At 33.1% G+C, this 15796-nt stretch carries 10 protein-coding genes; 1 reads left to right on the top strand and 9 read right to left on the bottom strand.

What is annotated here, in order from left to right; genetic code table 11:
• Nucleotides 1-26: 26 nt before the first annotated feature.
• From UABHE_RS12750 to UABHE_RS12720, 7 genes are all read right to left on the bottom strand, one after another.
• Nucleotides 27-4229, bottom strand: a complete 4203-nt coding sequence (locus UABHE_RS12750; RefSeq protein ID WP_372370710.1) for a protein kinase — start codon at nt 4227-4229, stop codon at nt 27-29.
• Between the two features lie 111 nt (nt 4230-4340).
• Nucleotides 4341-5012, bottom strand: coding sequence for a hypothetical protein (locus tag UABHE_RS12745; RefSeq protein WP_372370708.1), 672 nt, complete (start codon nt 5010-5012; stop codon nt 4341-4343).
• A gap of 69 nt (nt 5013-5081) precedes the next feature.
• A complete protein-coding gene (locus tag UABHE_RS12740) occupies nt 5082-6236 on the bottom strand; it encodes a hypothetical protein (protein WP_372370705.1) in 1155 nt (384 codons plus the stop codon).
• Between the two features lie 147 nt (nt 6237-6383).
• Nucleotides 6384-8360 (bottom strand): glycosyltransferase, encoded by a 1977-nt coding sequence (locus UABHE_RS12735; RefSeq protein WP_372370704.1) that lies wholly within the window; start codon nt 8358-8360, stop codon nt 6384-6386.
• On the bottom strand, nt 8351-9259 hold the full coding sequence (locus UABHE_RS12730) for a Gfo/Idh/MocA family protein (RefSeq protein WP_372370703.1): 909 nt from the start codon (nt 9257-9259) through the stop codon (nt 8351-8353). The genes UABHE_RS12735 and UABHE_RS12730 overlap by 10 nt, the downstream gene beginning before the upstream one ends.
• 1 nt (nt 9260) lies before the next feature.
• Nucleotides 9261-9803, bottom strand: a complete 543-nt coding sequence (locus tag UABHE_RS12725; protein ID WP_372370702.1) for a dTDP-4-dehydrorhamnose 3,5-epimerase family protein — start codon at nt 9801-9803, stop codon at nt 9261-9263.
• Nucleotides 9804-9823: 20 nt separating this feature from the next.
• Nucleotides 9824-10897, bottom strand: coding sequence for a glycosyltransferase family 4 protein (locus tag UABHE_RS12720; RefSeq protein ID WP_372370701.1), 1074 nt, complete (start codon nt 10895-10897; stop codon nt 9824-9826).
• A gap of 137 nt (nt 10898-11034) precedes the next feature.
• Between UABHE_RS12720 and UABHE_RS12715 the strand changes: the two genes are divergently transcribed.
• Nucleotides 11035-12864, top strand: coding sequence for an ABC transporter ATP-binding protein (locus UABHE_RS12715; protein ID WP_372370699.1), 1830 nt, complete (start codon nt 11035-11037; stop codon nt 12862-12864).
• On the opposite strand, the gene UABHE_RS12710 is transcribed toward UABHE_RS12715, so the two are convergent.
• On the bottom strand, nt 12857-13996 hold the full coding sequence (locus tag UABHE_RS12710) for a hypothetical protein (protein WP_372370698.1): 1140 nt from the start codon (nt 13994-13996) through the stop codon (nt 12857-12859). The genes UABHE_RS12715 and UABHE_RS12710 overlap by 8 nt on opposite strands.
• A 291-nt stretch (nt 13997-14287) precedes the next feature.
• A complete protein-coding gene (locus UABHE_RS12705) occupies nt 14288-15784 on the bottom strand; it encodes a rhamnan synthesis F family protein (protein WP_372370697.1) in 1497 nt (498 codons plus the stop codon).
• Nucleotides 15785-15796: the final 12 nt, after the last annotated feature.

The following is a 15796-nucleotide window of genomic DNA, read 5'->3' as shown; positions in this document are numbered from 1 at the left end:
CATTTAGTTACTTGAATGTTTCTGTATTACTTATTCAAATCTATAGACGTCGTCCACAGATTTTTTTTATTGGTAATATTTTCCACTTCTAAAACGCGATTTACTTTTCTACCGAACAAATATTCTGTTATTTGGCGCGGATTTTTTCGAAGATAAGTGCCCATTTTTTGTTGCGATATGTCGCGACGAGTTGGATTGGAAAAATTCGAGTCGTTAAGATAGGAAATATCTAAAATTCCTAAATATTGATTGTGATAAAAAGAAAAATATAATGTTTGTTGATCTGTTGAACATGATAGGCTATCAATGCCATTCATCTCTTTTTTATATAATATGTTTTGCAAGAATCGCCCTGTAGTTAAATTCCACAGCGAAATGCGTTTTGAGTCACTAGTTATGAGTAATTTATTATTTGGATGTATTGTTAAGTCATTAATACTTTGAGTAATAGAGACGCATTGTTTTTGGTTTTTTAAGTTCCATATTTGTGTATTTTCAGAATTGGATAAGGCTAAAAAATTTCCGTCATCACTAAAACTATGGTGTAGGAGTTGAGCGGTTTTTGTATTACTAGAAGAAGATAAAATTACGCGAAAATTTGGCAAATGTAATAATCGTTTACCTGTTATTATATCGTAAAGTTCAACATCGTTTGTTAAAACTAGAAGATGTTTGTTGTTTGGCCCGATGTGTAGACTACTACCAAAAACTTCATGGTGTTTGGGGGAAATTTCGGAGACTATTTTGTAATCTACAAAACTACGAACATATATTTTATTGCCTTTTTGATTGGCAATAAGAGACATATCTTTACTAATTGTGTACTCATATCCTGTTGGAATCATAACATCGGGTCCATGATTTGCCCACTTTGTATCTAAAATACCTTCTTCTTGCAGGATCTTCGGAGATATTTTTTTAAATATTTTCCCTGTTGCATTTTCAAGAATCAAAAAGGCATCAAGACTTCTAACCAAAGATTTTTGTGTTCCTAAATGGAATAGTTTTATAATTCCATTTCTCTCCCACAGTTTCTGCCCACTGTTACTATCGCGCATTTCTAAGTACATATCTTCATTAAGGGTAATTTGTTCCTCTTGGATAACCTCAGAAGATTTAATATCTTCGGCAAAGCCTAGCTCTTCTATAATTTTGGCTTCCTGTTTTGTTTCGTTTTCTCCAGAATATTGAATAGATGAATAAGTAGGAGTGTAATGTATAGCACGGTATTTCTCATTTTGATAGATATTTGAAATGTTTTTGTCATAATTTTTCGTGTAAGTAGAAGACAAGTCTCTAATTTCTAAGCGATTTTTTTGAAGGCTTTGAAAAACAAATTGTAGTTTTTTAGGATGTTTGGCAAGTAAGTTGTCTTTACCTACGCCATGACAAAGGAATTTTGTTGCCATTGTTTTAAAATTCCAACCAACTATACTTTTTGAAGTTTTAATCCATAAAAATGTGTTGTTATCTATTAATATATTTTGGGCTTTAAAGTTTATTTTGTTGATTAGTTTTGCGGTTTTGATATTCCAAACTTGAATAGACTTCTCGGTCGTAGCAACAATGTTGTTGTATCGAAAAAAAAGACGTTCAATGTTTTGGTCACAGTGGATAGTTGTCTTTTGGAAATTATCTGTATTCCATATATCGATTTGACGTTTACGTGCCTTAATTATGTGTTGATCTGCAAACAAAAAAGTATAGTATCCTGAAGTATCCTTTAGCGGAATTTTCTGCGATGCACCGTTTTTATCGAACAATATGACTTTACTATCTAAATCGTGATCTTTGTAAAGTAACTGTATTTTTTTACCCATATTTAAATACGAATCGGTAGCAAGAATTTCGACAGAAGTATCTGTGTTTTTTGTTTTATCTAAGGTATTTTTCGTTATGTTGTATACACATAATTCTAGATTGTTTGAGACGAACGAAATCTCAGTGTTAGATAAGAAGGAAATGCCTTTTGAAATACGAGAACACCCATGAAGGCTTTTGATTAGAGCCCCTGATTGCGAATGATAGATAAAGATATTTCCAGAATTATCTAATGTTGCTAATGTCTGACCATTTGGGCTATAAACACAGTATTCTACGCTTGATAAAATATTTGGCGAAAGTTTTTTTTGGGAAGTTTTATTCCAAGAATAAATGCCTTTCGCCGACATTATAATCTTATTTTCTGTTGCAATAATGTTAGAGAAATTTTGAAATATCTCAGGAAATGTGTAAGTAGTTTTGCCTGTCGTGACGTCCAAAACTTTTAAACGTGGCCCATCTAAAAAGATGATTTTTTTATTGGAAATAAATATTGCGCGGTTTTGAGATGAAAGTCTGCTTGTTAGTTCTTCAGTACTGGCAGGAACTGTAAGTTGTTTTTCTAAACTAGAAGGAGAAAACCTCCACACTCGTAATTCAAAAAAAGAGGAAAGTGAAATTGCATTTCCATCTGGACTAAAGTTTAATCCATAAAGTGTATCTGCTTTGTGCGAGTGAAAGAACACTCTCTCGCCGTCATTGTTCCAAATAGTTATTTCCTTGTTGTTTACTGTGACCAGATATTTTCCGCTAGGATGAATAGCAAAGTGGGCAGCATTTGATACTTTCATTTTGCGTAGTTTCTGGCCAGAAAAACTTAGGAAATGAATATTCTTTTCTGCAAGAATAGCCAAATTTCCATCGGGATGAATAAGCAAATCTTTGATTTTTAAACCTGTTGATATAACACGTTGTAATTGGTAATTTTCATTCCAAATATGAATGCTTCCTGAATCATCGGTAACAATGAGATGATTTAGATTAAACTCAATCTTTACTACATTGATATTTTTCCCTATAGTTTTGTAAAAATTTCCTGTTGTTAGATTCCAAACCTCTAATGTCTTTTTTTTTGCATTAACACCAATAAGTTTATTTGTATTTTTTTGGTAAGTAATTAAAGTTAAATCAGGATAATCATTTTGGTACTTATGCCAAAGAATACGTTGTGCTTGTAAAGAATGTTTTATTTGCGCATGTGCTTGTGCATATATGCGTTTTGCATTTGCACCATTGAAGTCTTTTACAAAATCTAAGGCACTGCCAACGAGCACTGCACTATCGTCAACCTCGTCTTGTTGCCGCGCTTTTTTTGCTTTGGCTAATGCAATTTCAGCTAAATGCACATTCGCTTTTTCTAGTTGATTTTGAATTTTCTCTTTAGCAACAATAGAGTTTTTTTGTTGCTGACGAATAGAATTGATGTAAAACGTCAAAAACAAACACAAACTACACAGAAAGAGTGACAGAACTTTATTGCGCATCAACAATTTTTTCATTCTCAAAAATGCTGTTGGTGGGGATGCTTTTATTGGACGATTATGATAAAAGTTTTCTAGATCTTCTGCTAATTCTAGAGCCGTTTTATAACGCGCAGACGGATTTTTTTCTATGCACTTAGAACAAATAGCTGCAATTTCTTTTGGGATGTTACTATCAAGTTTTGTTAATTCTAGTGGTTCTTCAAAACAAATTTGCGTTAAAATGTTTTCACCCTGAAACAAAGACCGTTTAGTTAAAATGTAGTACAAAGTACTCCCAAGAGAATAGATATCAGTACGATAGTCTAACTTTTTACTATTGACTTGCTCAGGAGACATAAATGCAATAGTGCCAACAATGTGATCTGAAACCGAGTAGTTGTCCCCGCATTTCGCTAAGCCAAAGTCGACAATAACAGGCTTGTCATCAGAAATCAAAATGTTTGCTGGCTTGATATCGCGATGAATGATTTGCTGCTGATGAAAAGCATGCACTGCTTTCGCAATTTGAGAAAAAATCATTGCTATTTTATGGTAGTCGTTAAGATGTTGCCACTGATCTATTGTTTTTCCAGCGATATATTCCATGGAGAAATATAATTGCGGGTGTTCTTCTACGGACAAAATGCGCACAATATTTGGATGGTTTAACTTGGCAAGAGATTTTACTTCGCGGTAGAACCTGTGGCGTGGGAATTTATCTTGTTGAGAAGTTGAAATGAACTTCAAAGCAACGACGCGATTTAATTCTAAATCGAGCGCTTTGTATACGACACCCATTCCACCTTGACCTATTTTTTCTAGTAACTTATACTTAGAAATAAACTCTTGGTCGCTCAGAAAATATTTCTCTTCTTTGTTATGTAATTCTATTTGAAGAGGATTTTTTTTAGATGACATACTTGTTTCCGTTTTTTGTAATAACATATAAAACTCCTTACAGAAAAATCGATATTTTTAAACGCAACTAAGGCGTTTAATTTGTTATCCGTAGGAGGTTTTAGAAATAGTACAAAAAATTTTATTGTAATACGAAATTTATTTTAGATGTTGAAAATAAATCAACTCTTGCTCTTGAAGTTCTTCTCCATATGCTAATTTTTCTATTTGCATACATATACATTTTTGGAATTCTTCCCAGATATAGCGATTGCGCTTTTTCCACTGTTGAGCTGCTGCTTTACGCATGTCTATTCCCACGCTTTTTACTTGAATTATATCTGCCAACTCAATTGCAAGTGGCCATTTTCCATTTTCCCAAATCCACCTTAGAACATTACGCTGTTTTAGAGGATATTTTTCCAGAGATAGAGAAATAGTTTGTTGTAAGATATCCCACGATAAATCACAAGAAACTGTTTCATTGTAACTGACAAGATCACTGTGTAGTTCAACGACAGGAAGTTGTTTTTGCCGCCAGTAGTCTCGAAAAACATCGCGAACTAAACTCTTGAGCAAGATGCGAAAGCGCACTCCTTTTGCATTATGAAAACTCCAACGAAAACCCTTTTCATATACCTTCGAGGCAATATCTTCGGCTTCGTTTATTTGGTTTAGTGACCATTTTGCCTTACGCAAAATATAGTGTAATATCGCCTCGTGGTACCTGTTGTAAAAAAGCTGCCAACATTCTTGGTAATTGTCGTGGCTAGGATCGTTTAACCATTTTACGCAATTTGAATGCGTGGAAAGGTGTGAAATTCTTTTCACTGGTTGCTCCTTTTCGATTTTCAATTTTTCTATAGTAAGAATCTAGAACTTGTTATTTAGAGTTTACCGTTAAAGAAGCAAGTATAAAATAATTAAAGATTGTAGTAAAAATAACCCAGCAAAAACCATAGAGAGCCTTCTTGAGCGTCGTAATTTTTTTTTGTATCTTTTGACTTTTCGCTGTTGTTCTTGTATTTGCTGTTGATACTGTTTTTGTGATGATTGCTTTTGTGATGATTGCTTTTGCGATTGCTTTTGTGATGATTGCTTTTGTGATGATTGCTTTTGCATAATTAATAAAAAAATAACCACTACTTTTTCTAATACTAAACCACTGTAATGTTTGTACTGGTTCTCACTTTTTAATGCATCTTCGTAAAAAAGCTTCTTACGACCAAGGTATTTTTTTGCTACTTGGGAATTACTATCAGCATATTTTTTTATAATTTTTTGGCGCTCTTCTAAAGAAAATAAATACCTGTTTTGTGAAAAACATTGTAACTTTTCATTGATTTTGTTTAACACAGAAAGCTCTATTGAGTAATTCATCATATTTGCTAGTCTCTTTAGTTCTAAAAGATCTAAATCTAGGCTAATATTTCTTTTTGCGGATGGTACTTCAAAACCATCTATTTCTGTTATGCCTAAAATCTGCAAAAAATCTGCAATTAATCCTTGTGGCATTTGTTGATTTTCATAAACTTTGATGATTAAATTTTCTCTGCCAAATACTTGTTCCCACTTTTGTAATAGTCTAAACCAGTCGACTTGTTGTTCGCTACAGAAATCAGTGAAGTTTTTTTTATCGCCACTTTTTATATCTTGATTATATCGAGACTCTAACCAATAATCTTGTCTACGTAAATACACAATAATTTTAGGAAAGATGTTCAGTGCTTCCAAGTTATCTTTTAATTTTTGTATATCTTCACTAGAAGCAAATGCTTCTGAAGAAAGCAAAAAAGTTTTTTTGGGATATTTCTCAAAATATGAAATCAGATCTCTAAAGAATATTTTAGGTGGTGAACCTTTTCTCTTATGAGCAGACACATATGGCAAAGCTAACCCATGATGTGCATGTCTATCTTTCTCTAATTCTGGGTATACAATATTGTGATAGTTTAGTAATCTTTGGCGATTTGTAGACAAAAAAAACTGTATAGCGGATGTTCCTGTTTTTTTTATGCCTATATGAAGATATATTTCTTGAGTAACCAAGGGCATATTTCCTCCTTCCTATTTTGTGCATTTTAGCAATGGTTTTTATAACAAACAAACCATCTTCGGCACAACTATGAATATTGAGCCATTGTTTTATGCAACCAATAAAATTTCTCAGTTTCTGGAGTAGAAGATACTCTGCTGAAACGGTCAATTGCTATTTTTTGCATCTTCTAGCCACTCCAGCTCTTTTTGGCTAAGGATTGGGCAATTTTTTCCTTTGAAAATAAACGCAATTTTTGGATAAAAATGAATAGAGATAATGTTTTTATCAAAATAATCACTTTGGTAATGCGCTATGTGCGCGTGGTTTAGTCGATCAACTAAGCTTTTTAAATAATTAATTGCCGATGGGAAATTTTGCAAGTCCTTCCAACTTCCACCACTATGGGGCCAATAAGAAGCCATTAAATCTTCTATCACATAAATTCCATTATCAGAAAGATGTGGAAATAGGTAGCAAAAAGAAGTCACTATATGTTCTGAAACATGACTACCATCATCGATAATGATGTCAAATTTCCCTGTTTTTTTTACAACTTTTTCAAGGAATTCCGTATCTTGTTGACTTCCTTGAAAAGTTCTAATTCTTGTACCTTTGTACTGAGATTGTTCTTCTTTATCAATGCCATAAATAAAACTACGAGAAAAATAATCGCGCCACATTTTAAGAGAAGCCGCTCGACGAACACCTATTTCCAGAATATTTAGCTTTTTTCTTCGTAAAGGGCAAAAATGCCGATGGTAATGACTTAGATAACCATGTTCTAATTTATTCGTGCTATACTTCGATGCTAAGAGTTTTAATTTTTTAGATGTAGGTGCAAAAAAATAAGTAGTTTTGATAATACAAGCCCTCTGTTTATCTGATAGATAGTTGCCAATTTTTTTTAAAAAGCTCTTTATGGTAAACCACTTGTTATTTTCAATTTGTATTTTTTTAAGGTATTGTTTAAAATTTTGCGATTGTGGCTTTAAAGTGAGAGCTTTTTTTACAAACTCTTTAGCTTTTGGTAGATCATTGAGTTTTTCGTAACATCTTCCTATGTGAAAATACAAAGGAGCTACTTCTTGCAACTCTAATGCATCTGTAAAAACTTGAAGAGCTTTGCTGTGTTCTCTCATTTGCATAAACACAAGTCCCAAACGCATGTGAAAAAGGTAATTGTCTTTTTCAAGCTCAATGGCTTCTTTTGCTAGAAATAAAGATTCTACTAACTCTCCTTGTAGTCGTAAAACGTTGCTTAAATGTGAACAAAATGAAGCTTTTTTTTCTGCTTCGTATGCTTTACGGTATACTTGCTCTGCGAGTTTATATTCTTTATTTTTAAAAAGTGAATTACCTAGAGTCGCATAAAAATTAGCCCTTTCTGTTCTTTTTTGCCAGTCATGCCGCCATTCGCGTTCTAACCACGTATTAAAATCTGGTTGCGAGATACGTTGCCACCACTTTTCTAATTCAGTGACGCGCTCATTAATTGACCATCCTTTCCGCAAAGGAGAAGGAAAATGTAAGGTTGTCACTGCTGATTCGGTATGGAATTTGCACCAAGATTGAGCTAGCCATTGTTGCCACATATATAAGTCACTTGGCGTTCCTTTTGGACGAGGTCGCCATCCATGTGGCAATTTTTTATAGGCTTTCATAGTATGCGCGACTGGTGTTGGTCCACAGACATTCCATGTATTTTTCTCTAGCATGCGTAACTGCGAGCTTTTGGCAGAAAATGATTCCGAAAAAATTGTAATTTTACCGCTGGGATTAACGCTTACTTCATGAGTATTTACAAAGTCGTTGGTTTCTAATAGTGGAATTATCGTTTGCAAATGATTATCAAGCCAAAGGTCATCATCTCCACAATAACAAACAATCTGACCACTTGCGTACTCAAGGGCCTTTGCGCGACTTAGTTCGCCGTGTTCTTCACCTTTAGGATTGGGAAAGTAACGTATACGCGAATCCGCATCGCATAACTCTTTCATAATAGAATCAGTACGTGGTGGCGCACCATCTCCGACCACAAAAATTTCAAAATCTTGGAATGTTTGCGCTTGTATACTTTTTATTGTATAGATAATTGTATCAGTGTGATCGTAAGTACAAACCATCACTGTAACTAAAGACATACTCTCTCCTTTGCCATTTTACGCATTTGAGTAACGACTTTTACAACAAGCAAGCCATCTTTGGCGCAACTATGAAGTCTTGAACCATTATTTATATGATTAATAAAAGCTCTGAGTTCTCGGAGTAGAGGGTACTCCGTTGAAATGGCTATTTTTTCTATGTTTTTGCTGCCATTACGACAAACTAAAATATGATCGTTAAGAGGGTCTTCCATCATCATTGAACCATTTTCACAGCTTACAGTTAAACCTCTTTGTTTACGTGGAACGCGTGTTGATACTTCAACAAAGCAAGCTGGTGATTTGCCTAATAAGCCTCGTAAACTCACAAAATGGTTATCGTTTATTATTTCTGCATGAGCCCATATTGGCTCTGGTATTTTCCCAAGTAAATGAAGTATAATAGAGAGCTCATGAGGTAATAAAGTCCATACAGGATCGACATCTGTATGTGAGGTTCCCCATTGGCAACGTACGCTTTTTATTGTTTGTACTTTTCCGAGCGTTTCTTGATTAATCCACTGTGCTATTTTTTCAATAGCTGGGTGATAGCGCCATTTATCCATCACAAACACTCGATTTTCCGCCGCATTTGTAATTTTTTGCGCTGTTTTAAGATCGGGGGTCATTGGTTTTTCAACAAAAATAGGTTTATTTAATTTAATAAGTTTTTCGATAATTTCCGCGTGATTTATAGTAGGAACAGCAACAACATATCCCTCAAGATCAGGAGGAAGTTCTTCAATAGAATTTACAATGTGGTGCGCTTGGTGTTGTTTTGCAATTTTTTGCGAAGAAGTGCTACGGGCAACAACCCAAACTTCGCAATTTAGAGAAACTAAATCGCGTAAAATAAATTTTCCCCAGTGACCACACCCAATTAAACCAATAGTGTTCATCTTAGTATTCCTTTGGTTGGAGTTGTCGTAATTGTTCACGTACCTGTTGTAATGTTTTTGCCTGTTGGTCTCTCTTTGAAAGAGTAGGATTAGAAGTTGGCCAGTCTAAACCGAGGTCTGGATCATTCCATTTACACGCAAAATCCATTTCTAAATTCCAGTAACCAGATAGACCATAAAAGTGTATAGAGTCTTGCGGGAAAAAAAATCCATGAGCCACTCCCGGAGGTATAAGCCATGCGGATAAATTTTGTGGTGAGAGTGTGACTATATTACTTACTTCAAACGTAGGAGAGTTGATGCGTAAATCTTTTAAGCCAAGCAGCATTTTTCCAAATGGTACAACCAAATAATCGTAGTGATCTAAATGAGTATGGACACCTCGAAGGGTATTTTTTTTTGAAAAAACAGTGTTCCATTGTATTGGAGGACAAGGGACATCCCACTCTTGACGAAAAACTTCTGACAACCATCCACGGCTGTCGTAGTGCATCTTGAGCTTAAATTCATATACACCATTAATTGTTGTCGATTTTTGTTCCATCTTTACCTGCCTTTGTAAAATTATTTTATTGTACCATTTCTTAACATTTTGATTATATTGCGATAAGCAGCGTAGTGTTTTTCAATACAAAAATCCTTTTGGAGTTTTTCGTATCGAGTTTTTTGGTTACTGTTGCTAAAAATATTCGACATGGCCTTGTGTAGTTCTGTAACATTTTCTGTTTCAAAAATATAATTTTGTGATTGTAAGACTTCTGGAATTCCTCCAGCGCTAGAGGCAATGATCGGAATTTGCGCACACATTGCCTCTAGAAGAACGATCCCAAAACCTTCAGATGTCGAAGGTAAAACAAGGGTGTCAAATGCCCCCATGTATTTATAAGCATTTGGAATATATCCTTTGAGCACTATGTTTTTTTCCAACTTGTATTTTTGCGCAAAGTTTTTAATGTATTTGTAAATTTTTTTTCTACCGCTACCGATAATACACAATTTAACTTGTGGGTAGTCATTGCAAACTTTACTAAAAGCCGGAAGTAAGTATTCATAGCCTTTTTGGGTTGACATACGGCCAACCATCGCGTAAATAAAATCATTGCTATCAAGTTGTAATTCTCGGCGTGCTTGGGTTCTTGAGTATTGTTTTTTTTTCACTCCACAAATGTTTATCGCATTATAAATAACACTGCATTTTTGCTCGGAAATTTTATTTTTAACTAGGTAGTCTTTTACTGCTTGTGAGACGCAAGTAAAATGAAAATCGCTTGTGTTTTTGTTTAAAAACCTTTTTTTCGAAAAGGATAAGTTATTTAATCCATGAAAGACCCCTATCTTAATAAAATTTAAATGCTTACTTGCGCGAGAAAGAATTTGGATTGCACGATAGCGATGAGCTATAACAATATCGAAATTTTCTTGCTGTAAAAATCTCTGCATTTCTTTGACAACATACGTTTTTTTTAAATCTTTTTTAGGAAAATGGAATTCATGAATATTTATTCCTTGTGTCGAAACAGCACTTTCTTTTAAAAATGCTTCTGTAACTTGTGCAAATCCTAAAAAAGATTTCGCTGTTTCGCGAAATATACAAAAGTCATTACGGAGGTCTTTGATGTGTAGTATTAGAATTTTCATAAGTAGAAGAGATTTCTCGTAATTTAATTTTTTTGTAAAAAAGTACAACAATGTGTTATTTTCGCTAGAATAGGTAGATTGCAGGTGCTTATTTTTAACATGACTAAACTAAATTTTTTTAGAATTGTACTACTAAAATGGTAACTAAAAACGAAAAAGAGCAAAATTATGTTGCGATGTATTGGCGCTTACTCAAGTATACAAAGCCCTACACAATGCTTGTTATTATGTCTATATTTTTTTCTTTTGCGATTTCTATAATGCATTTTGCTTCTCTTGCTGTTTTTAAGCCTATTGGTGATTGTTTATTTGCGAGTAATAGTACCGTTGTTGCTCAGTTAAAGAATTTAGGCTGGGTTGGTGAAAAGGTTATTTTAGTTTTTGGAAAAAATTTTTTAAATGACCGTTATAATGTATTGTATGTAAGTATTTATTTTATGATGTTTGTGATTGTGATAAAAAATATACTTCGTTTTATTCATGATTATTTGAGTAGTTATATTGCAAATATGACACTAATATACATAATAAATAACACTTTTGATAAACTTATTTACGCAAATATGGAATTTTTTACTAAAAAAAATAGTGCACATATTATTAATTTACTTTATCGACAAACTTCAGCACTTACCATAGGCATTCGTTTAATTTTTGGTAAATTGCAACGAGAACCATTAAAAATTATTGCTTCGTTATGCATTTGTTTTACTATCAGCTGGTCGTTGAGTTTAATTATATTTGCAGCTATTCCTATTATCATACTAACAGTATATTTTATTGGCCGCAAAATACGCGAAAAATTGCGCGAAAATATTTTTGAAGATGGCGCTCTTTTAAGTATTTTTCAGGATATCTTTCACGGCATACATACATTAAAAATTTTTCATCTTGAAAGTTTTTTTTCAGAGAAGCTGTACAGCAAACAAAACTCCTTACTAAAAAAGCGGATGCAGCTTGCCAAGTATGATTTTAGTACAGGACCTGCGGTAGAAATTCTGGTATCTATAGCTGGACTAACAGTCTTGTTAATTTCAGCGCGCATGGTTCTCGAAAAGCAAATGACTCCAGGAGATTTTTTTGTGTTTTATGCCGCTGTAGCGGTTATGGTTGATCCTATACGTAAGCTGAGTGGAATATATAATAAACTTGTACGTTGCACCACTATTGCTCAAAAAGTATTTTTTCTCCAAGACGAGGCTGTTTCTTGCTCTGAAAAAAATGATGGTACTCTTACTTTTGAATTCAAAGATAAAATTGTATTTGAAAACGTTTGTTTTGCGTATAGGAAAAATAAATTGGCGCTGAAAAACGTGTCTTTTGAAGTTAACAAAGGAGAGAAGGTCGGGGTTTTTGGTTATAACGGTTCAGGTAAGAGCACTATGGGAAAAATGTTGTTGAAGTTTTTTACGCCTTGTAGTGGAGAAGTCCGTATTGATGGCAAGAATTTGGCTGACTATAATACATATAGTTTACGCAAAAAAATAAGTACTGTTACTCAAAAATCTTATCTATTCAATCTATCTATATGGGATAATATATGTTGTGGAATGCCTGTCGAAAAAGAAAAAATTGAAAATATTGTGTACAATACGCAGATCTTAGAGTTTTTGTTAGAAAATGATTTCGATACTGTTTATGAACAAAAAACAAAGTTTTCGGGTGGAGAGGAACAAAGGTTGACTATTGCTAGAGCGTTACTAAAAGAAAGCGATATTTTAATTTTAGATGAAGTAGCTACGTCTTTAGATAAAATTAGCGAAAAACAAACGCGCGAATATATAAGAGATCATTGCCAATCAAAAACGATATTTATTATTTCTCATAAAGAAGCTGCTCTTGACTATGTAGATAAATTAATTGTTTTTAACAAGGGAAAAGTCGAGTCCTGGGGAGACAAAAATATTGTTCTCCAAAACAGTAAGGCTTTGCAACGGTTATTTAAGCAGAATAGTACTGCTACTTAATTGTCAATATGTAAAGAAGTATTAAATTAGTGATAATAATAATTAGAGCAAGAATGACAGACGAAATGGTAATATTTTTTCTTAATTTTGCATTTTGATTTTGTAAATTAATGATTGTTTTTCTTGTTTTTTGCGCTCTATCTTCTTGCTTTTTTATATCTTGATGAAGGGAATAAACTATACGGCAAAGAATTTTTTCGTATGGTGACATTTCTGGTGTTTTATTTATTTCTAAAACATTGTTAGCGTTAGATACAACCTCTTTTTGCAAATCAACTTGATATTTTTTATTAATAACACTAATCATCTCTTGCCAAGATTCATCTATTTTGTTTGCTAAATTAGTAGGAAGTACGACTTTTTTGTTATCAAAAAAATCATATTTATTTAATTGTTGTTTTAAACGAGATAAACGATGCTGGAAATGCCCAGAACTGTTTACGTAATTAGTATTTTTTAGCAACTCTATTTCATACGGATTCGGGGTAACATTTACATGTTGATTTGGAAAAGTGAATAGTTGTTGGTTATCTATTTCCAGTGTACGCAAAAAATCACAGTATATATTATTGTTATCTGGTGGGTATTTTTTCACTATAAGATTTTGTGACCCAAATTGCGATTCTAGATTATTTAGCTTATCAAGATAGTTTAACTTTGGATAAAAGGCTTCGTAATAATCAAAAATACTTCCAACATAAGAAGTGGGAGATTTAATTTTTTGTATATAGCTTGCAATAAAATAGTTTTTGAGATCGCGAAGATAAACGACTACTTTGCATGTATAGCCTTTTGAACTTGCTTCTGTACTTAGTTGTTGCCAGGATTTGTCTAAGGACCAAAATCCTTCTCCTGAATATAGTACTTTTTGACATTGATTATTTTTTAGTGTTTCTTGGAAACAACTAAAATATTTTTGATATTCATTGGAACCTGATCGTAAATACTTTGCGATTTCATAACCATTACCTGAAGATATTCCATGTTTACGAGCGCGTTGCAGTTGTTGATCGCTTTCTTGTGGATAAAAAATACCTAGTTTTTTTAATGCTGCTCGGTTTTGTTTAAAAAAAATTTGTAGTGCTGTTGTCGCAGTTTTTGGTGTGCCAATATGCAAAATTAAGGTTTTCATAATTTTATATTTATTAAAAAAAATTTCTATTGTTTAGTGAAAGACCAAGTTTAATAGACTCTTTACTTCGTAGTAACAAAAGTATTGTAACCCTTAGTTTATATCACATAAACCGCGATATCGAAATGTTTTTTTGGCTTTTGGCGATTTAATAAGGGAAGACACATCGAAAGTGTTGGAGAAACAATAAAAAAAGAGAAAATATGACGTGCCGAGATTTGAAATTTTTGATTACTTTTTAATAAAGTAATTCGAAGAGTTAGGAAATAGTGTAGCTTTTATCTACGTTCCCTAGTTTTGAACAAAATGGCAAACTTTTCTTTCGATACCAATTCTTTTTAATGTTTCCCAATAAAAACCTTGGCTTTCGCATACAAATGGAATGATGCGTTCAATAGTATGGGCTAGTGTTCCGTCTGTGCCTATTGGCTCACTAGGAAAATCTATACACTTGAGTTTTAATTCGAAGAGAGGATAAATCGCAGTATATCTTGTCCAGAACATGGTGCCAACAGGAAATTCAATATAGTTTGGAATTTTATAATTCGAATCGATTTTCCTCATTAGTTGTATAGCTATTTTTTTATTAGCAGCGCAAGACCACCCAGTTAAAAATGGATCATCTGGAAATAGAAGTCCTAGTTGCGGATTTTGATCGAATAATGTTGTGATAGACTCAATCATGTTATCATCAATCAAATGAGCAAACAAAAAATGACGCCAAGAATTAGATGCTTCTTTGTCGAAATGGCTAGATTTTTTTGTGTGAACATGTGCTATTAAATCGTATTTTTGATAGTGTTGCTGGTTATAGCAAAAGAAAGCTGTTATATTTCTCCCTCTATTTTCAACTACACGTATATTTACTTTTTTTCCGTACTTGAGAAAACATTGCTGTACATTTTCAATGTTATTATGATCTGTAACAGTAATAAAAATATCTATATTTTGTTTTGGTTCTTTTAAGTAACTACAAATTTCTTCACAAAGATCTAGGTGGTACATGTGAATGTGCAAAGCTATCTTCGATGAAGAGAGCTCGGTTTTTGCTAATGGAATGTAGTTTACTTTGTATGGTTGCTTTTTATCTATTAAGGAAATCAATGGGTTTTTATTTGTATTGATAGTTGTAGACTCAGGTGCAGTGTACTGTTCTAATAGCAAGAAATAATTACATCCAACTATTGGTTTGCGATATTGATTCCACCAATAATAATAGTAATCAAAACTTTTTTCTTGAGAGATATTGAGTGATTTGGCAATGTCTTTGATATGGGATAATTTGTGTTTTTCGGCTATTTTTAATATCTGATGAATAGATGAGTGCAGTAGAGATATTTCTAAATCTTCAGCAATAATAAACTTATGTCCTTCTATATTTAATTGGCTTAGCATGTTGCGACGGTTTGTGATTACAACATTTGCAAGACCAATGATATTTCTAAACTCAATTTTTTTAACACCAGAGCTATCTAAAAAAACAACTGGAATATGTGGGAATTTTTTTTTGATAAACCTTATTAGGCCAAAAAATGCAGAACTACTTACAAATATATATTCTATTCGCTTGTGAAATATAGGAAGTAAGGCTTTAAATATTTTTAAATATTGTTTGCGTTTAGGTTTGTCAGCTGCAAAAAATGTTCTTTTTGGTAGTAAAGCGCTATTACATGGTTTTTTACTAATTACAGCAGTGTAAAACGGTTCTTTGTGAATAAAATGATGGATATCTAGATTTATTTGATCTACAAAGAAAATCGCACATTTTTGACGCAATTTACTCATCATTGGCTTATCCTA

This window comes from Candidatus Uabimicrobium helgolandensis, from assembly GCF_041508025.1.
GTDB lineage: Bacteria > Planctomycetota > Uabimicrobiia > Uabimicrobiales > Uabimicrobiaceae > Uabimicrobium > Uabimicrobium helgolandensis.
Note: the sequence above shows the minus strand (reverse complement) of the source record. Positions and strands in the feature narration are given on the sequence as shown.

Coding starts and splice junctions, on each gene's coding strand:
- UABHE_RS12750 (WP_372370710.1), bottom strand. CDS start 4,229: ATGTTATTACAAAAAACGGAAACAAGTATGTCATCTAAAAAAAATCCT.
- UABHE_RS12740 (WP_372370705.1), bottom strand. CDS start 6,236: ATGCCCTTGGTTACTCAAGAAATATATCTTCATATAGGCATAAAAAAA.
- UABHE_RS12735 (WP_372370704.1), bottom strand. CDS start 8,360: ATGTCTTTAGTTACAGTGATGGTTTGTACTTACGATCACACTGATACA.
- UABHE_RS12730 (WP_372370703.1), bottom strand. CDS start 9,259: ATGAACACTATTGGTTTAATTGGGTGTGGTCACTGGGGAAAATTTATT.
- UABHE_RS12725 (WP_372370702.1), bottom strand. CDS start 9,803: ATGGAACAAAAATCGACAACAATTAATGGTGTATATGAATTTAAGCTC.
- UABHE_RS12720 (WP_372370701.1), bottom strand. CDS start 10,897: ATGAAAATTCTAATACTACACATCAAAGACCTCCGTAATGACTTTTGT.
- UABHE_RS12715 (WP_372370699.1), top strand. CDS start 11,035: ATGGTAACTAAAAACGAAAAAGAGCAAAATTATGTTGCGATGTATTGG.
- UABHE_RS12710 (WP_372370698.1), bottom strand. CDS start 13,996: ATGAAAACCTTAATTTTGCATATTGGCACACCAAAAACTGCGACAACA.
- UABHE_RS12705 (WP_372370697.1), bottom strand. CDS start 15,784: ATGATGAGTAAATTGCGTCAAAAATGTGCGATTTTCTTTGTAGATCAA.